This is a genomic window from Rhodococcus sp. USK10 (assembly GCF_019378875.1).
GTDB lineage: Bacteria > Actinomycetota > Actinomycetes > Mycobacteriales > Mycobacteriaceae > Rhodococcus_F > Rhodococcus_F pseudokoreensis.
On record NZ_CP076048.1, the window covers coordinates 3,583,508 to 3,600,170 of the forward strand.

General features: G+C 65.1%; 16 protein-coding genes and 1 pseudogene. 7 read left to right on the forward strand and 10 right to left on the reverse strand.

All coding sequences use genetic code 11. The features are described 5' to 3' along the window. Positions 1–11: 11 nt before the first annotated feature. Genes I1A62_RS23480 through I1A62_RS23490 form a run of 3 tightly spaced genes read right to left on the reverse strand, consistent with a single transcriptional unit; the run spans position 12 to position 3,654 of the window. Positions 12–1,178 (reverse strand): acyl-CoA dehydrogenase family protein, encoded by a 1,167-nt coding sequence (locus I1A62_RS23480; RefSeq protein WP_219460159.1) that lies wholly within the window; start codon positions 1,176–1,178, stop codon positions 12–14. Positions 1,179–1,188: 10 nt separating this feature from the next. Then, the gene (locus tag I1A62_RS23485) at positions 1,189–3,138 is read right to left on the reverse strand and encodes an AMP-binding protein (RefSeq protein WP_219460162.1); all 1,950 of its coding nucleotides are present in this window, start codon (positions 3,136–3,138) and stop codon (positions 1,189–1,191) included. A 51-nt stretch (positions 3,139–3,189) separates the two neighbouring features. Next, positions 3,190–3,654 (reverse strand): MaoC family dehydratase, encoded by a 465-nt coding sequence (locus I1A62_RS23490; RefSeq protein ID WP_219460164.1) that lies wholly within the window; start codon positions 3,652–3,654, stop codon positions 3,190–3,192. Positions 3,655–3,831: 177 nt separating this feature from the next. Here I1A62_RS23490 and I1A62_RS46475 point away from each other — a divergent pair, with 177 nt between their 5' ends. The 4 genes from I1A62_RS46475 (at position 3,832) to I1A62_RS23500 (ending at position 5,051) form a co-directional block, all read left to right on the forward strand. Beyond that, positions 3,832–4,056 (forward strand): hypothetical protein, encoded by a 225-nt coding sequence (locus I1A62_RS46475; RefSeq protein ID WP_257890883.1) that lies wholly within the window; start codon positions 3,832–3,834, stop codon positions 4,054–4,056. Between the two features lie 114 nt (positions 4,057–4,170). After that, on the forward strand, positions 4,171–4,302 hold the full coding sequence (locus I1A62_RS46480; RefSeq protein ID WP_257890884.1) for a hypothetical protein: 132 nt from the start codon (positions 4,171–4,173) through the stop codon (positions 4,300–4,302). Positions 4,303–4,353: 51 nt separating this feature from the next. Beyond that, the gene (locus tag I1A62_RS46485) at positions 4,354–4,602 is read left to right on the forward strand and encodes a hypothetical protein (RefSeq protein WP_257890885.1); all 249 of its coding nucleotides are present in this window, start codon (positions 4,354–4,356) and stop codon (positions 4,600–4,602) included. A gap of 230 nt (positions 4,603–4,832) precedes the next feature. Next, positions 4,833–5,051 carry a WhiB family transcriptional regulator gene (locus I1A62_RS23500; protein ID WP_256974055.1) on the forward strand — a complete coding sequence of 73 codons (219 nt, stop codon included), beginning with the start codon at positions 4,833–4,835 and terminating at the stop codon, positions 5,049–5,051. 91 nt (positions 5,052–5,142) lie between these two features. On the opposite strand, the pseudogene I1A62_RS47275 reads toward I1A62_RS23500, so the two are convergent. Further along, a pseudogene (locus I1A62_RS47275) lies at positions 5,143–5,366 on the reverse strand (transposase); the annotation flags it as partial. A gap of 252 nt (positions 5,367–5,618) precedes the next feature. On the opposite strand from I1A62_RS47275, the gene I1A62_RS23505 reads away from it, so the two are divergent. The 3 genes from I1A62_RS23505 (at position 5,619) to I1A62_RS23515 (ending at position 8,210) form a co-directional block, all read left to right on the forward strand. Continuing rightward, positions 5,619–6,983 (forward strand): aromatic acid/H+ symport family MFS transporter, encoded by a 1,365-nt coding sequence (locus tag I1A62_RS23505; RefSeq protein WP_257890886.1) that lies wholly within the window; start codon positions 5,619–5,621, stop codon positions 6,981–6,983. Positions 6,984–7,699: 716 nt separating this feature from the next. Beyond that, complete coding sequence (locus I1A62_RS23510) at positions 7,700–7,927, forward strand: hypothetical protein (RefSeq protein ID WP_257890887.1); 228 nt, start codon at positions 7,700–7,702, stop codon at positions 7,925–7,927. A 4-nt stretch (positions 7,928–7,931) separates the two neighbouring features. Then, positions 7,932–8,210: a hypothetical protein gene (locus tag I1A62_RS23515; RefSeq protein ID WP_219460166.1), complete on the forward strand. Its 279-nt coding sequence runs from the start codon at positions 7,932–7,934 to the stop codon at positions 8,208–8,210. Between the two features lie 383 nt (positions 8,211–8,593). On the opposite strand, the gene I1A62_RS23520 is transcribed toward I1A62_RS23515, so the two are convergent. The 6 genes from I1A62_RS23520 to I1A62_RS23545 all read right to left on the reverse strand — a co-directional run bounded on the left by I1A62_RS23520 (position 8,594) and on the right by I1A62_RS23545 (position 16,662). Then, positions 8,594–9,643, reverse strand: coding sequence for a zinc-binding dehydrogenase (locus I1A62_RS23520; protein WP_219460169.1), 1,050 nt, complete (start codon positions 9,641–9,643; stop codon positions 8,594–8,596). A gap of 64 nt (positions 9,644–9,707) precedes the next feature. Then, entirely contained in the window at positions 9,708–11,222 is a 1,515-nt protein-coding gene (locus I1A62_RS23525) for a sugar ABC transporter ATP-binding protein (RefSeq protein WP_219460171.1), read from the reverse strand. Continuing rightward, entirely contained in the window at positions 11,219–12,325 is a 1,107-nt protein-coding gene (locus I1A62_RS23530) for a hypothetical protein (RefSeq protein WP_219460173.1), read from the reverse strand. The genes I1A62_RS23525 and I1A62_RS23530 overlap by 4 nt, the downstream gene beginning before the upstream one ends. Then, positions 12,322–14,601 (reverse strand): SMP-30/gluconolactonase/LRE family protein, encoded by a 2,280-nt coding sequence (locus I1A62_RS23535; RefSeq protein WP_219460175.1) that lies wholly within the window; start codon positions 14,599–14,601, stop codon positions 12,322–12,324. Before I1A62_RS23535 ends, I1A62_RS23530 begins: the two co-directional genes overlap by 4 nt. Then, entirely contained in the window at positions 14,519–15,598 is a 1,080-nt protein-coding gene (locus I1A62_RS23540; protein ID WP_218271262.1) for a substrate-binding domain-containing protein, read from the reverse strand. Before I1A62_RS23540 ends, I1A62_RS23535 begins: the two co-directional genes overlap by 83 nt. A gap of 50 nt (positions 15,599–15,648) precedes the next feature. Then, positions 15,649–16,662 (reverse strand): ABC transporter permease, encoded by a 1,014-nt coding sequence (locus tag I1A62_RS23545; protein WP_087559339.1) that lies wholly within the window; start codon positions 16,660–16,662, stop codon positions 15,649–15,651. Position 16,663: the final 1 nt, after the last annotated feature.

The window sequence follows — 16,663 nt, forward strand, 5'->3', positions numbered from 1 at the left end:
CGTCGGTGGGCTCAGTACGACCGCGGCAGGCCGAGGACCTGCTGCGAGACGTAGTTGCGCACCATCTCCTGCGAGAACGGCGCGTTGCGCAGCAGTCGCACCTCACGCCACAGCCGCTCGATGTGGTACTCCTTCGCGTACGCGTACCCACCCAGGGTCGAGAACACGCGGTCGCACGCTTCGAATCCGGCCTCGGCGCCGAGGTATTTCGCCGCGGCGGCCTCGTGCCCGCACTCCTGCTTGTCGTCGAACAGTTTCGCGGCGTGCATCGCCATGCGCTCGGCCGCCTCGAGACGGATCCACGAGTCCGCGAGCGGATGGGCGACGGCCTGGTTCTGGCCGATCGGCCGATCGAAGACCACGCGGTTCTTCGCGTACTCGGTGCCGATCTCGAGGGCAGCGCGGCCGAGGCCGATGCCCTCCATGGCGACCACGATGCGTTCCGGGTTGAGCCCGTCGATGATGTAGTAGAAGCCCTTGTCGACCTCGCCGACGACGTCCTCGTCGGACACGAACAGGTTGTCGATGAACAACTCGTTCGTGTCGATGGCCGCGCGTCCCAGCTTGTCGATCTCGCGGATGGTGACGTGCTTGCGGTCGAGTTCGGCGAAGAAGATCGTCATCCCGTGCAGCGGCTTGTCGTCACGCCGCGGCGACGTGCGGGCCAGCAGCAGGATGCGGTGCGCGTTCTGGGCGTTGGTGATGAACACCTTCTGGCCGTTGATGACCCAGCCACCGTCGACCTTGGTCGCCTTGGTCTTGATGCGCGACGTGTCCACGCCGGCAGTCGGTTCGGTGATGCCGAACGCGGTGAGGATCTCACCCGAGGCGAGCTTGGGGAGATACTTCTTCTTCATCTCCTCCGAGCCGTACCGGACGATCGGAGCCGGAGGGAAGACGTAGAAGTGGATCGCCGAGCCACCGCTCATACCGCCACCGGAGGACGCGATCTCGCCCATCATCACCGCGGCCTCCTGGAGACCCAGGCCGATTCCGCCGTACTCCTCCGGGATCATCGCGCCGAGCCAGCCACCGTCCGCGAACGCCTTGATGAAATCCCAGGGGTATTCGTGCTTGCGGTCCTTGTCCAGCCAGTAGTCGTTGTCGAACTTCCGCGCCAGCTCGCGAGTCGCCTTGCGGACGATCTCGATGTTGCTCTCGGTATCGAAGTCTGCCATCTCAACTCTCCTAGTCTTCGCCCGCGTACACGGGGATGTCCTCGAGCGGCGTCGCCGGATCGAGCGACGACATGTCGCCGATCGGGGCACCGATGAACCGCGACCGGATGGCGCGGCGCATGATCTTTCCGTTCTTCGTCTTCGGCAGCGTCGGTACGGCATACACCTCGGGCGCGAAGGATTTGCCTGCGTTCGCCAACGCCGTCGCCTGCAGGTCGTCGTTGTCGACGCCGTCGGCGCCCAGTACCGCGAACGCCACCGCCCGCTGACCGCGCATCTCGTCCGGCACGCCGATCACCGCGACCTCCGTGATCCGGTTGTCCCGCAACAGGGCGGCCTCGATCTCGGCCGGCCCGACGCGGCGTCCGGACAACTTGATGGTGTCGTCCGAGCGGCCGTGGATCCGCCACATGCCTGCGGTGTCGATACTTGCCAGGTCGCCGTGTACCCAGATGCCGTCCCAGCGACTCCAGTAGGTGTCGAGGTAGCGGTCCCGGTCCTGCCAGAAGGCGTGCGTCATCCCGGGGAACGTGTTGAGCACCGCCAGTTCGCCGATCTGACCGACCACGGGCCTGCCGTCGTCGTCGAGCACCGCGGCGTCGACACCGGGCAGCGGTCCGGTGAACGCCGCCGGCGCGGCGGGCAGGAACGGGTAGCCGACGAGAATGCCGCCACCGACCTCGGTGCCGCCGCTGTAGTTGACGATCGCGCGCTCTCGCCGGCCGACCACCTCGAACAGCCAGAACCACGTCGGCTCGTCCCAGGCTTCGCCGGTGGAGACGAACGTTTTCAGGGTCGGCATCTCCGGGGCGGTGCCGTCGCCCGCCGCCTTCAGCGCGCGTGCCGCCGTAGGCGCGATGCCCTGCACGGTGACGCCGTTGCGGTTCACGATCTCCCACATACGATTCGGTGTGGGATGGGTGGGAAGACCCTCGATCATCACGATGGTCGCGCCGAGCTGCAGCGGACCGGTCATGAGCATCGGGCCGACCAGCCACCCGAGGTCGGTGATCCAGGAGACCACGTCGTCGGCGTGCACATCGAAGCCGTAGGCGAAGTCGACTGCCGTCTTGGCCGCGAAACCGCCGTGCGAGTGCACGATTCCCTTCGGCCTGCCCGTGGTGCCGGACGTGTAGACGATCGTCAGTGGGTCGTTCGACTCGGTGTCCGCCACGTCGACGGGGTCCGGATCGGCGGGAAGCTCGTCGTAGTAGACGTCGCGGCCGGCCTGCATCGGCACGTCGGTACCCAAATGCCGGATCACCACGACGGAGCGGACCGACGGCGCCTGAGCCAGTGCGGCGTCCGCGGTCGCCTTCATCTCGACGACCTTGCCGCGTCGAGTCGTGCCGTCGGCGGTCACCAGGAGGACGGCGTCCGAATCCTGCAGTCGCGTAGCCAAGGCGTCGGGCGCGTATCCACTGAACGTGGGTACCGCGACCGCGCCGATCATCGCGATGGCGAGGAAGGCCACGGCGGCCTCGGGCACCACCGGCATGAACAGCACCACGCGATCGCCGCGACGCACACCCAGACCCGTGAGGTGCGCCGCGAACCGGCTCACCTCAGCCGCGAGTTCCGCGAAGGTCAGCGTGCGCCGCTGTCCGCCGTCGCCTTCGTAGACCACCGCGGTCTTGCCTGCGAGGTCACCACGGGCGTGCCGGAGGGCCGCCAGTTCGGCGACGTTGATCCGGCCGCCCGGAAACCATTTCGGGAACTCCCGCCCCTCGGACTCGTCGAGAACCCGGTCGAACGGCGCCGAGAACGCGACGTCCAGGTCGGCCAGCGCCTCGCGCCAGAACCACTCGGGGTCGGCGACGGCGCGACGGCCCAGCTCGGCGACAGCGGCGGCATCGTCCCCGAAGCCCCAGCTCTTCATCGCCGCGAGCAGCCTCGCGCGCTCGCGCACCGCGGGGCCCGGAACCCAGGCCATCTCCTCGGGCTGGCTACTGATGCCCATTTCCGTGTTCTCCTCGTCTGGGGCTGTCGGTCGTCGTGTCGGGGTGAGCGGTCAGGCCTGCTCGCCGGCCGACTTCTTGAGCATCAGGCCGACGCGGGTTGCGTCGCAGACGATCTCGTCACGCTGGTTGAGGCCGAAGTGACGGAACGTGACGATTCCGGAGTCGTTGCGGCTCTTGGACTCCCGGGCCGACACGATCTCGGTGCGCACGTGGATGGTGTCACCGTGGAACACCGGCTTCGGGAACTTGATCGAGTCGAAGCCCAGGTTGCCGAGGGTGGTGCCGTACGTGGTGTCGTGCATCGAGATGCCGGCGACGAGGCCCAGGAGGAACAGGCTGTTGACCAGGCGCTGTCCGTGAATGGAGTCCTTGCTGTATTCCGCGTCCAGGTGGAGCGGCGCCATGTTCAGGGTCATCGTGCTGAACAGGACGTTGTCGGTCTCGGTCACGGTCCGTCGGACCTCGTGATCGATGACCATTCCCGGTACGAATTCCTCGAAGTACAGACCCGGCATGTGACGTCCTTTCTCTCGAGCGACGACGAGTCCGATGCTCGGTCGCTGCAGTACGTGAGCCTCACTCTAGAATAAATATATTATGCATGCAAGGATCACGTTTGATGTCTGATGCATCCCATACCTCCACGGGATAAAAAGATAGTATATGATGTATATTACCCTGCGGTTGATGGTGTGGTCTCACGGACAAGACCGAAGGTCGGGCTCATCGCCCAACCGCTCAGCGAGGACCTCGGGCTCAGTGCCTCCCAGATCGGCTTCACCGGCAGCATGTTCCTCCTCGCCTTCAGCTTCGGAGGTTTTCTTCGCGGACCGATCGACAAAGTTCTCGCGATCCGCTGGTCCATAGCAATCATCGCCGAGCTGTGGGATGTCGTCATGCTCCCGCTCGTCGTGTGATCGACGTTCACCGCGCTCCTCGCGGGCCGGATGCTTCTCGGCCTCGCATGGGGGCCGACGTCCGCTTTGCTGCACACGGCCGCCTAATCACGACATGCGCTCGTCAAGCGGGGTATGCCGAGCGCGCTCATCATCAGCGGAAGCACGCTGGCCAAGATCGCCGTCGTCCCGATCCTCGCGCTCGTGGTCGCCGAGTACGGATGGCGGGCGGCCATCATCGTGCTCTCGTTCACGACCACGCCGTGATGCATCCCGTGGCTGCTGACCTGGCGGCCCTGCCCCGTCATCGTCGCCGGAGTGCTGCTGCTGAGCCTCCCTGCTCTCGGGTCTCCGCTTCTTGCGGTGTGTGCGGTGTCGGTGGCACACGGACTAGTGGTCGCGGTGTTCCCGCTGCTCCACGCCGCGGTGATCGCAACGTACCCGCCGCGCCGGACGGCCGGCATCATCGGCGCCTTCTTCGCGATCCAGGCAATCGGCGGAATCAGCGGACCGTGGTCGATGGGGATCGCCGCGCTCGTCCTCGCCCACCCGGTGCGTACGCAGTAGGCCCAGCACTTCCGGCAACCGTCGGCAGTTCTGGGCACACACACCTGCTGTCCGGACAGCGATCGTTCCGGAGGTTGACCCACTTCCACGGTTAATATATTATGTTTTACACCCCGGCACGGGGCAAAGACTCCTACGTCGAACGATCGGAGCGCGTCCACATGACTGCATCACACGCCGTCCCGGATGTCAGCCCCGAAGAATGGCGACTGCGCGCACGTTGCCGCGGCATGGACATCACCGTCTTCTACCTCGATGACGACACAGCGAAGCCCCACCCGCAGCGCCTGCGCACCGCGAAGAATATTTGCCGACGATGCCCGGTGATCAATGAATGCCGTCAGTACGCCATCCATTTCGGCGAACAACACGGAGTGTGGGGCGGACTGACTCCAAGGGAACTCGGTGCTGCCAGAAAATGGAGCCGCTGGCAGCGGAAGCCTGGGTAAGTCTGTAACGAGTGCCTACACGAAGCCGCGCTGCTTTTACCGTTGGAGTCTCCGGCAGAGCGGCGCAGTGGTTCGACCCGGTCGGCGACATGCCCTGCATCGAGAGCTTCCGGTCGTGACTGTCACGTCCGGCGGGGCATCGAAGGTGGCCGGTTGCCACAGCCTCGACTCCAATTTCGATTGGGCGGCGCCGATCAGGTCGAGCATCCACCGGACACGAATATCGATGTCGCCGAGCCCAAGCGAGGCGCCGGTCGCGTCGTCGACCGCCGCGCACGGGCGGGTCGTGTACGAGAACCGGGTGGCACGATATATCCGCCCTCGGCCTCGGCAACGGTCATGTCGCCTCGCCGAGTAGAGGAGTCAGCGATGCGCGCGGTGCCTCGCTCTTCGGATAGCCACAACTCTCCTGTTCCATCGCAAGGTCCAGCAGCTGCTCGACCGGGTGGCGCCGGCATCGATTCACCGGTCCTGGTTGATTCCTCCAAAGTATCATGCATAATGTTCGGTGTGAAGTAGGTCGCAATTCAGATCCGCAACCTGCGCAGCACACATCGTCGCCCGCAGATGCAGCATGCTCGCACACAGCCCATTCCCCCGGAGGATTCCGTGCCCAGACCTCAGAGCCGACCCCGAAGCGGTTTTACTGTCCTGATTCTGTGCTTTCTCACGATCGTTGCCGACGGCTATGACATGGTCGTGTACGGGGCCGCACTCCCCAAGATCCTGCACGAACCGGGCTGGCACCTCACCCCCGGCACTGCGGGTCTCATCGGCACCTGGACGCTGGGTGGCCTCATGGTCGGATTCGTGACCGCCGGCCCACTCACCGATCGGATCGGCCGCCGCAAGCTCATGCTCGTCGGAGTCGTGTGGATCTCGGCGGGCTCACTGCTCTCCGCGCTCGCGATGAACGTCGAGGTGTTCGGATTCGCGAGGTTCCTCACAGGCGTCGGTATCGGCAGTGTCGTTCCGTCGGCGGTCGCGTTGACCATGGAATACGCACCGCGGAATCGGCGACTGCTGTACAACGGTGCAATGCTCACCGGCTTCTCCGTCGGTGGTGTCCTCGCCTCCTTGGCGGCAATCTGGCTTCTCCCCCATCACGACTGGCGAGTCCTGTTCGGTCTGGGCATTGTCTTCGTCCTGCTGATGCCGATCATGTACTTCCGGCTGCCCGAATCCGTGGACTACCTCGACGCGCGCGGTCGCGAAACCGAGGCACGTGCACTGGCCGAGGCCTACGGGCGAGACTACGACGCCATCGCCGCATCGGCCGCCAGCAACCGAAGAGAGTCCGCCTCGAGTCCACAGGGAGTTCGTCGGTTGCTTGCACGTCCGTGGTTGCTCCCGCTCATCGTATTCGTCGTGATCAGCGTCTGCGTGAATGTTGTCGTTTACGGACTCAACACGTGGGCACCAGCGCTGATGCGCGAGCAGGGCTACGCGCTCGGCTCGGCATTGACCTTCATGCTCGTGCTGCAGGCCGGGGGCGCAATCGGCTCCGTCGCCGGCTCGTACCTGGCTGATCGTGTCGGGTGTGCGCGGGTCGTCATGGTCCTGTTCGTCGTCGGCGCGGCCTCCCTGCTGGCTCTGAGCAACAAGCTCGACACCGGATGGCTCATGCTCGCGATCTTGGGCGCCGGGATCGGTGGCACCGGGACCAATTCGGTGCTCTACGGCTACGTCGCCAGCAACTTCCCGGTGGCCAACCGCGGGTCTGCAGTTGGTGTCGTGATGGGTCTCGGCCGTATCGGTGCACTGGTGGGGCCGGCGATGGCCGGCTGGATTCTCGACGCCGGTTTCGGTGCTCGGTGGAGCTTCTACTCCTTTGCCATTCCTGCGATCGTCGGTGCGGTGCTCGTCACCCTCGTTCCCGTGATCACCGCTTCCCGCCGCGTTGCGGAAGAACCTGCCCTAACCACGGCGTGACGCGGCCCACCGCAGTCGGCGTTTCTGGGGAGGATGATTGGGCCGGTGGGTGTGTGATGTGTCGTGTCGGGTACACCCCAACCCGACACACCGTGCCAGATGATTCCGCGAAAAGCGCGCCACTCGATCTCTCTCTCGCAGCGCCTCGTTGCCACGGGTCGCGGGCTCAGCGGGTTCATACCCGTTGCGATGATTTGGTACCGCAAAGCGCCCGGGTGGCTTTCGGGCAGGCCGTTCTGGTACGGGATGCCGAGGTGCTCACGCAGAGTGGTGCCCTCGTACTCCGTGCGGAATAGGCTGCGCCGCTGCAGGATCGGCACCACGTGGTCGACGAAGTCCTCGACACGGTCCGCGGCGTCGGGGTGATGTTTGAAGCCGTTTCCCATGCCGGCTTCGAACCCTTGCTGCAGCATGTCGGCAACCTGTTCGGGGGAGCCCACGGCCACCCGGGTGGCAGTCGAGCGGACCGTCCGGCCTTCCCTCGCCGGCCAACGGACACGTCAGACTCCTTGTAGGCGGTCAGTTCGCTCCGGTTGGGCCGACACGGTTTCTGCGGATTGGTGGACACGAGAATTCGGCCGTCGCCGCCGCCATCCGATCAGGCCAGTTGTGCGGCGATGATCCGGATCGCATCGAAGAGCAGATCGGTTGCGCCGAAGCGGCGGGGTTACCCCTCACCCTGTGGTGCAGCCCGAGTACTAGCAAGGCAACTTGGAATGATGCAGTCGGAGCCGGTCATCTCCGAGTGCGCCTACAAGGACGGGATCGACTCCGGCGACATGGTGCACGCGTTCAACAAAGCGATCACCGCGTTCGATCTCGGCGAGGGGTTCATCGTGTTCGTCGGACCAGCGCTCGACGCGCCGCTACTGGAGTTCGGCAACATCACCAGCACCGACGCCCAGGTGATCGTCCACGCCATGAAGCCCGACCAAGCTACCTGAGGTGATGACTATCCCACGCACAACGAAGGACATCCTCGCGCACGCCGACGAACTCGCGAAGCGGTTCGAGGACTACGGACCCCGAGAGGAGGGCCGCCGGGATTCGGCCGCGCTCGCCGAGCTGCGTGCCGCGGTGGTTGCCCGCGCCGAAGCCGAGCGTCAGCTCGTCGACCACATCGTCGCGGCCCGCAAGCACGGCCTGCCGTGGTCGACGATCGGCACCGAGGTCGGCACCTCCGGAGAGGCGGCCCGCCAGAAGTATGGTCCGCTGCTCACCTCCTGAACCGGCACTCCGATGCGCCGGGTCGATGGTGGGTCCGCCACCGCGCGGTAGCGAAATCCACTGGCTCGGGCGGGGATTGCGCTTGTCCGCAGAACTCGAGCACTTACCAACGGTGCGCCGGAACCGCCGCGAGCCTGGCCGGATGGGCCAGGGCTGCTCGGTGGCGACCCTGGTGAGCGCGAACCGCATTTACCGCGCATGCCCGGACTGCGTCGCGACGTCCGGACCCCGGTCAATACCCGTGATCGGGCAGCTGCCGCTGACACTCGGCTGCCCCGCCCACCACCGCCGGACCCGGCGCCGACGACCTACGCCGCCGCATACCGCGGTCGCCGATGCGTCCGATGCCGCGCCAATCGAGGCCGCACAGTCGACACCGGCGATCAGAATTCGATTACCGCCTTGCCGCCGGTTTGCAGATCGAAGTTTCGGTACGCGTCTACCGCGTCGTCCAGCCGCCAGTGGTCGGTGAATACTTTGTCGACCTCGACACCATGGCGCGCAATGAATTTCGCACAGTCGGCCTGGCCCACCGTGGAGAAGGTGTACGAGCCCATGATGGTCAGCTGCTTCCGAATCATGTCAGGGCTGACGTCCAGGGTAACCGTGCTACCTTCGCCGACGAACGCGACGCTGCCCCATTTCGCGGTGGATTTCACGGCCGCCGCGCGCGCGGCGGGCGCCCCCGAGCAGTCCAGCGCCTTGAGCACACCCTTGCCGCGTGTGAGTTCCTTGATCGCCACGACCGGGTCGGTCTCGGCCGAGTTGATGGTGTGTACCGCACCGAACTCCGGTGCCCGGGCCACCCGCGCGGCTGCAACGTCCACCGCGATCACCTCGGCGCCCATCGCGGAGGCGAGTTGCACCGCCGCCTGGCCGACCGGCCCCTGCCCGAATATAGCCAACGAATCCTTCGCGTTCACGTTCAGCCGCACCAGCGCCCCGAAGGCGGTACCGGTGCCGCACGAGATGGCGGCGCCAGCCGCGAAACTCAGCTCATCGGGCAGCCTGATCAGGGTGCGAGCGGGCACTTTGATGTAGTCCGCGTGCCCGCCATGGGCGGTCGCGCCGTAAATCACGTTGCCGCAATCGCACAGTTGAGGCCATCCGGTGCGGCAGTTGTCGCAGAACCCGCACCCGTCATAGTGGTGCACCATCATCCGGTCACCGATACGGATCACGCTCGGATCGATGGCGGCACCGACCTCGACGACCACCCCGCACGGTTCGTGTCCCCCGATGAATCCGGCGTCGTCACCGGCCATCCCGAACGCGGCGAGCGCCTGCCCAGCGAGTGCCCGGTAGAAATGCAGGTCGCTGCCGCACATCCCGGATGCCTTCATCTCGAGCACCACCTCGTCGGGGCCGGGGTGGGGATCCGGGAAGTCCTGGATCTCGAGCACCCGCTCGCCTTTGAAGATCACTCCACGCATCTGGTACTCCTTCAAGTTCTGTAATGAATTGGTTTCTGTCACCGAAGTGATTGCCGGACTACCGCTAATGCGCTGCGGCGAACATCAGGCTCTCCTCGTCGGCCTCGTCCGGGGAGAATTCGGCCGCAATGCTGCCCCCACGGGCGACCAGCACGCGATCGGAGAGGGCCTGGATCTCTGGGATGTATGACGAAATCACAATCACGGCAACACCTTCGTCGGCAAGGGCACGGATCATGGCATGAATCTCGGGGATGGTACCCAGGTCCACACCGCGGGTCGGCTCGTCGATGATCGCCACCCGCGGCTTGCGCGTGAGCCCCTTGGCCAGCACGACTTTCTGCTGGTTTCCGCCGGAGAGCTCCTCCACCACGGCCTTGCTCGGAGCCAAGGTCCGGACTTCGAACTGCTCAACGAATTTCTTCGCGATCGCCCGGCCCAACCGGGGACGGAACAGCAGCGGCAGGCGCAGCGCGCTGCACAGATGCGCGAGGAAGATGTTTTCCGAGATGGTCAGGTGACCGAAGAAGCCTGATGCCTTCCGATCCTCAGTGATGTACACGATCCCAGCTTTCCGAGCGTGCCGTGGGGTGCGGAAACGGACCCGCTGCCCACCCAGCCACACAGTGCCGCCACGCATGCGCCGCCGCTTCACCACACCGCTGATGATTTGCGCGACCTCCGAACGCCCTGCCCCGACCAGACCGTACAAGCCGAGGATCTCGCCGCCGTAGGCCGAGAAGGACATACTGCGAACCGCTGGGAGCAGGGTAAGGTCCTCGACCTGGAGGGCAGGAATGATGTCGGGCCTCCGGCTCGGTGACTTTCTGCCCATCTCGACGGTGCGGCCGACCATCATCTTCACAACCCGGTCGTGACCGAACTCTGAGCGATTCAGAGTGCCCTGGACCACCCCGTCCCGCAAGACGGTAATCCGGTCCGCCTGCTCGAATGCCTCATCCAACATGTGGGTGATGAAAACCACCCCGATGCCACGTCGACGAAGACTCTGCATCGACATGAACAACTGCAGGCGTTCCTCCGGGGTCACCGAAGCGGTGGGCTCGTCCAGGATCACCACTTTGGCATTGCGGTGCACGGCCCGCGCGATCTCCACCATCTGCTTTTGGCCGATGCCCAGCGCACCGGCCTCTGCGTCCGGCCGGATGTGGAAGTTGTGCGATTCGAGCAGTTCGCGGGCGACCACATTCAAAGTCCCGAAGTCGTTGAATACCCGCTCGTCACCGAGGAACAGATTTTGCGCCACTGTCATGGATTCGACGAGCGAACCCTCCTGGTAGACCATCGCCACCCCGGCCTCGGTGGAGTCCCGCGGCGCGGCGAAGCGGCGCTCGGCACCTTCGACTTCGAGAGTTCCCGCATCTTGGGTGATAGCTCCCGAGATGATCTTCACCATCGTGGACTTGCCGGCGCCGTTCTCACCCAGCAGCGCGTGGATCTCACCAGGCCGCACGTCGAAGTCGACACCCTGAACTGCGAAGGTTCCGCCGTAGCGTTTGCTGACACCGGTCAGTCGGATGACTGGGGTGATGTCGACACCAGTGCTGTGCTCCGTCATGAGCGCCCCTCCTGTGCAATCTCGTCGGTGTGCAGTCGCAGAACCGAGCCGTGACCCTGCAGTGCGGTCACGACCCGGCCGTCAGCGACGGCCACGCCGGTGACTCCGTGCCGCGGGCTGTCCACCCGGGCATGTGCGCTCTCCGCAATGCGCCCGGTGTCGTCGAGCCGGAACAGCACGCCGCAGGACCTCGCGGGTGCCCAGCTCTTGACCTGGCCGAACACCCGCAACTGCCCCATCTGCATCGCTTCGGTGAACAGATTCCCGCTGCGCAACTGCGGGACGAACCACTCCTCCCGATCGATCGTCTCGACCATCTCCGAAAGCAGTGACCGCTCATCGAGGAGCATCTCGGTGATCCGATTCCGCGGGTACGGCGCAACCACCCAGTGGCCATTCGGCACGGCGACGATTCGTCCGGGGTACACCGGTAGGTTGGTAGCTATGGATCGGACCGGCTCGCTCGGATCGTTCAGCGATCGGATCTCCAGGCGGTGAGTCAGGCTCGTTGCCACAATCACCTGACCATCGCCGCTGAGGGCAATTCCGGATGGCCAGGCCAACCCCTCGGCGACCACAGAGGCAGCGCCGTCCCGCACCCGCACGATCCGTCCCGACGCGTCGCCGGCGAGCAAGGCACGCGCCCAATCGCCGCGCACATCGGCGGTAGTGGAGCCGACCGTGACCAGCAGGTCACCTCCGGGTACGCCGGTCAGCGCGGTGACACCGCGTGCGACCGCTGGGTCGGCACACAGGGGGGTCACCGCTCCGCTCGCGTCGACCGTGACCAGACCGGTGCCTTCGACGGCCGCGACCACCGCGTTCCCGACCGTCGTGACCGCTGCGATGCGCGCGGCACACCGGGCGAACAACCGGATACCGCCTCGCTCCACACGCAGCAGCTCACATCCGCTGGAAAGTATGACGGTGCCGTCCGCGGTGACCGTGATGTCGTCCGGAGTGTGCACACCGGCGGCAAGCAACTCCTCGGCCTCGTCGAGACGCAGGTTCGGGCGGAGCCCGGTCTCCATCCGGGGCACAGAGCGATGCCGCACCCTGTCCGGATTGATCCACTCTCTGACGGTGTCCAGGATCGAACTCATGAGCCCACCTCCGCGGCGGTCCGGGTGCCGAACGTGCCGGGCACCAGATTGGTGTCGATAGTGCCGACCTCGTCGGGGTCGAGCTCGAGTCGGCCCAACCGGTTGTTCGAAACGCCGGCGAAGTAGAGGTAGCCGTCCCGCTCGGTCGCGGCTGTCACCATCGGATAGTTCTTCAGGCTCTTGTCCCACTTGACGGCAATGATCTCTCCTATGTCGGAGAACTTGACGATGCAGGAGACGTTGAGCTGCGGCACCATCCAGTTGTCCAGCGAGACCTCGCGCGTCATCCGCCGCCGCACCTCCGGATAGCGGTTGAGCAGATCCGACATCGGAGTCCGCAATGCCACCAGGGGCATCCAGTAATTTCCGTCCGACGAACGGTGGATGTTGTCCGGATAGCCCGGCAGATTCTCCAGGACCGGCTCGAGCTGGCCCTCCTTCGGGCCGGAGATCCACAGCCGATCGACCCGGCACAATCCCGTGCTGGAGACGAGGATCGATTCGCCGTCGTGCGCGGTGCATACACCGTTCGGGAACACAAAGTTCGAGGCCACGACCTCCGCCTTCCCGTTCGGAGCGATTTTGATCAACCGGCCGTTCGGGCGGAACTCCACCAGTTCCAGGAGGAAGTCGGTGGAATTGTTGCGGATAGAAAAGTCCGAGGCGTAGATCGCTCCGTCGGGTGCCACGTCCAGGTCGTCGACAGCACGCAGACCGGAGTCGTCGACCAACGACAACGGGCTCCGTGAGACTCGGTTCGCCACCATCTGCGGCTCCCCGTCAGCGTCGATGCGGTAGACGCCCATGCCGCCGACCGCCACCAGCATCCGTCCCTCCCGGTCCCATGCGTGCCCGCAAGGGAAGCCTCCGGTGCGCGAGAAGATCTCCCCCTCGGTGTCGTCCGGTCCCCGGAAGCGCCATATCCAGCCGCGCTGGTCACCGGCGTAGATGTTGCCCTCGGGGTCGACGGCACACGCCTCAGCGCCCCGGATTTTGCCAAGTCCCACAGGCGGTGCGTCGGTCAACGCGCAGTTCGGAGTCCAGACGGTGCCTGGCGCTGTGACATCGGTCAGCGGGCCGAGTCGCACGCGCGCCGGATCGATCTTGAGCTTCTCCACCGCACGTCGGCGGTACTTTCCCCACTGCAGGTCGAGGATGGTGAAGGCGAGCAGCGCTGCGGCGAGGATCACCGTGTAGTAGTTGAAATCGAGTCCTTCGGCGACGGTTGCCTGCCGGATGACGGCCACGACGATGACGCCGACGGTGGCACGCAGGACCGACCCGCGACCGCCCTTGAGGCTGACTCCGCCTAGTACGACCGCGGTAAGCACGATGAGTTCCCAACCGCGTCCGATCGCCGCATCCGTGCGACTCAGCCGGGCGGTGGTCAGGATGGCGGCGCTGCCTGCCATCGACCCGGAAAGCACGTAGGCCCAGAACGTCACCGCGCGCACGGGGATGCCGTTGCGGCGGGCGGACCGGCGGTCGGATCCGGTAGCGGTGACCCACCATCCCCAGCGCGAACGAGTGAGCATCACGTGTGCGACCACGAGCACGCACAGGAAAGTGAACCACGCTGTCGGGATGCCAATGATCTTGCCGTAGGGGATGGCGTCCCACACCAGCGCCGGGCGCGCGATCCCAATCCGAGTGGTGTGCGCGTTCTGCAGGGCCACTGCTGCACCACCGAATGCAATGAGCGTTACCAGGGTGGTGATGAACGGCCGCATACGCAGGAAGGCGATGAGATACCCGTTGACCGAACCGAGCAATGCACCGAGAATCACGGTTGCAGGGATCACCCATCCCGGCGGCCAGTACCAGACCCGGTCGGAGATCAGTGCGAACATCGAGCACAGACCGACTATGGAACCGATGGAAAGATCGATGCCGCCGGCGACCAGCACCACCGTCAGACCGATGGCGAGCAATCCCCATTCGGCGACGTCGTCGATGGCGAGCGGTGCGTTCGCGGTGCCCACATCGGTCGTGGCGATCACTGTGAAACACAGCAGCAGTGCCAGCACCAACGGCACTGCGCCCTCCATCCAGCGTTTCTCGAACAGATCGGATATGGCGCGGTAGCGGGCGATCCGATCGAAGGCCCGGCCCCCGGTCATCCGGTAGGCGTCGATTCCCCGGCGAAGCGGATTGGGTCCGCGGCGGAGTGTGGTCGTCGTCATTCGTCGACTCCTAGTTGGACCGGTAGCAGGCGATGGTCGTCTCGTCGGCGGTCTTGCCGTCCACCACGTGGTACGAGACGTAGCCCACGTCATGGCGGCTCCCCGCGGGCGCGCCGTTGATGAGGAGGTTCTGCACCGCCACCGCGCCTGCAGCCCCGATACCCTGAACGTCGTACGCCGCTGTGGCGGTAACCGTGCCGCGTCTGAGTTCCTCGCAGGTCGCCGAGTTCGCGTCCAGGGTGTACACCCCGATCGCGGCGGGCTGAATCTGCCCGCGGCTCTCGGCGGCCTTCACCGACTGCCCGACCGATACCGCGTTCAGGTCGAAGGTGACCAGGAAGCCGCACAGATCGTTGCCGTTCTGCTGCATCGCCGCCTCGGCCGCTGCCTGCGCCTTGGAATTGTCGAACTGCGAATGGCTGATCTGTACCTCGTAGCCCTCGTGCTCGGCGACATCCTTGATACCGGCGTTCCACAGCAGGGACGCCGGATCATTGCCCATGCCGTCGATGATCGACAGCTTCTTGGTGGTGCCGCGGGCGTTACAATCCGCGACGGCCCGCTTGGTGATCGCTTGGGCTGCACCGTATACATCGACGCCGACGAACGCGTCGCTGAGCCGGGTGGACATCATGTTCAACACCACGGTGTAGATACCTGCCTGCGCTGCACGTTCAATGACGTTGTCCAACAGTCCCTGCGCCGAACTCTGCAGCACCAGCACATCGGCCTGTTTCCGCGCGATTATGTCGTTGAGGATCGCCAGCATGCGATCGGGGTCGAAGTTCGGATCGTGGATGGTGACCTGGGCTCCGGAGGCCTCGAGCGAACGTGTGAGCGACGTGCCCCAGTTTTCGGTGAGCTGATACCCCTTGTAGAGCATCGGAACGAATGCAACCCGTTTGCCCTGCATGATGTCCTGTACTTTCTGCCGTGCCGGCAGCAACTCGACGTTGGCGCCGAAGCCCTGCCCGTCGCCTCGCTCACCGCCGGTTCCGGCTTCGGCGCCGGTGTTCACTGTGCAGCCGGCGATCATGCCGACTGCGAGCAGTACCGCACCGACACCTGTCCACTTCCTGTGTGATGACATGTGGTTCTCCTACGTTGGGATGATTTTCGGGGAGCGACGCCGGCGCGGCGTCAGAGCTCACCGGACTTGTCGGTCTCGTCGTTGCGTGGATGCAGCCAGGCGTCGAAGCCGATGGCGCCGAGCAGAACCGCTCCCCGGATGAGGTCCTGCACCGCGGTGGACAGTCCGTGCATGACCAGCAGGCTGTTCAATATGCCGACGAATAGCGCACCGGCCAGTACTCCGAGGACAGTTCCGCGACCACCCGACAACGAGACACCGCCGATCACCACCACCGTCAACGCGGTGAACAGGATCGGGTCGAACGAGCTGGATGTGGTCTGGATACTGCCCTGGATTGCGACGGTGACGAATCCGGCCAACGCGGCCAGCAGCGCGGACACTACGTAGGTGAGCACCTGCAGAGGACGTACCGGGGCGCCGGAGGACCGGGCAGTGGCGAAGTTGTCGCCCATCGCCCGGATGAGCCGGCCCGGTGTAGTAAAGGTGATGAACAGCCATGCCGCGAGGAAGATGATCGCCGCAATCAACACTGGCCGCGGAACCGACCAGAACGCGGTACCGCTCAGCTCGGCCAGCACAGAGTCCGCCGGAACTGAGTACACGTTCTGGTCGAGGATCAGTATCCCGATCCCCCCTATCGCCAGCATTCCGGTGGCCAGCGTGACGAACAACGCCGGAACCTCGACAAAAGCGATGATTACACCGTTGACCAATCCGATGAACGCCGCGAGCAAAATCATCGCCCCGACGGCCTCCCACTGTCCCCACCCCTGGTTTATCAGCGCGAGGGTGGCCTGGGCGCAGCCGAGACCGATTCCAGCGATCGACAGGTCGAGACCCTTTCCGATCACTACGATCGCCTGCCCGACTGCCATGATGCCGAACGCAGCGGAGAGATTGAGGATGGTGCTCAAGTTCCCTGTGGTAAGGAAGTTCTCGGTGGTGGCACCGCCGACAAGTACCAGTACCAAAGTGATCGCCAGGACCAGGTATGCCTGGTCGAACGACCCGATCCTGGCCCGGAGCGAGACCCGGGGTCGCTCGGTAAGGGCTGCGGTCATG

What these genes read in the sequence shown, in the direction of transcription:
- I1A62_RS23545 (WP_087559339.1), bottom strand. Translation starts at nt 16,662, where the DNA reads ATGACCGCAGCCCTTACCGAGCGACCCCGGGTCTCGCTCCGGGCCAGG.
- I1A62_RS23525 (WP_219460171.1), bottom strand. Translation starts at nt 11,222, where the DNA reads ATGACGGAGCACAGCACTGGTGTCGACATCACCCCAGTCATCCGACTG.
- I1A62_RS23540 (WP_218271262.1), bottom strand. Translation starts at nt 15,598, where the DNA reads ATGTCATCACACAGGAAGTGGACAGGTGTCGGTGCGGTACTGCTCGCA.
- I1A62_RS23485 (WP_219460162.1), bottom strand. Translation starts at nt 3,138, where the DNA reads ATGGGCATCAGTAGCCAGCCCGAGGAGATGGCCTGGGTTCCGGGCCCC.
- I1A62_RS23530 (WP_219460173.1), bottom strand. Translation starts at nt 12,325, where the DNA reads ATGAGTTCGATCCTGGACACCGTCAGAGAGTGGATCAATCCGGACAGG.
- I1A62_RS23505 (WP_257890886.1), top strand. Translation starts at nt 5,619, where the DNA reads ATGCAGCATGCTCGCACACAGCCCATTCCCCCGGAGGATTCCGTGCCC.
- I1A62_RS23490 (WP_219460164.1), bottom strand. Translation starts at nt 3,654, where the DNA reads ATGCCGGGTCTGTACTTCGAGGAATTCGTACCGGGAATGGTCATCGAT.
- I1A62_RS23520 (WP_219460169.1), bottom strand. Translation starts at nt 9,643, where the DNA reads ATGCGTGGAGTGATCTTCAAAGGCGAGCGGGTGCTCGAGATCCAGGAC.
- I1A62_RS23500 (WP_256974055.1), top strand. Translation starts at nt 4,833, where the DNA reads ATGGACATCACCGTCTTCTACCTCGATGACGACACAGCGAAGCCCCAC.
- I1A62_RS23480 (WP_219460159.1), bottom strand. Translation starts at nt 1,178, where the DNA reads ATGGCAGACTTCGATACCGAGAGCAACATCGAGATCGTCCGCAAGGCG.
- I1A62_RS23510 (WP_257890887.1), top strand. Translation starts at nt 7,700, where the DNA reads ATGATGCAGTCGGAGCCGGTCATCTCCGAGTGCGCCTACAAGGACGGG.
- I1A62_RS23515 (WP_219460166.1), top strand. Translation starts at nt 7,932, where the DNA reads ATGACTATCCCACGCACAACGAAGGACATCCTCGCGCACGCCGACGAA.
- I1A62_RS23535 (WP_219460175.1), bottom strand. Translation starts at nt 14,601, where the DNA reads ATGACGTGGGCTACGTCTCGTACCACGTGGTGGACGGCAAGACCGCCG.
- I1A62_RS46480 (WP_257890884.1), top strand. Translation starts at nt 4,171, where the DNA reads ATGCCGAGCGCGCTCATCATCAGCGGAAGCACGCTGGCCAAGATCGCC.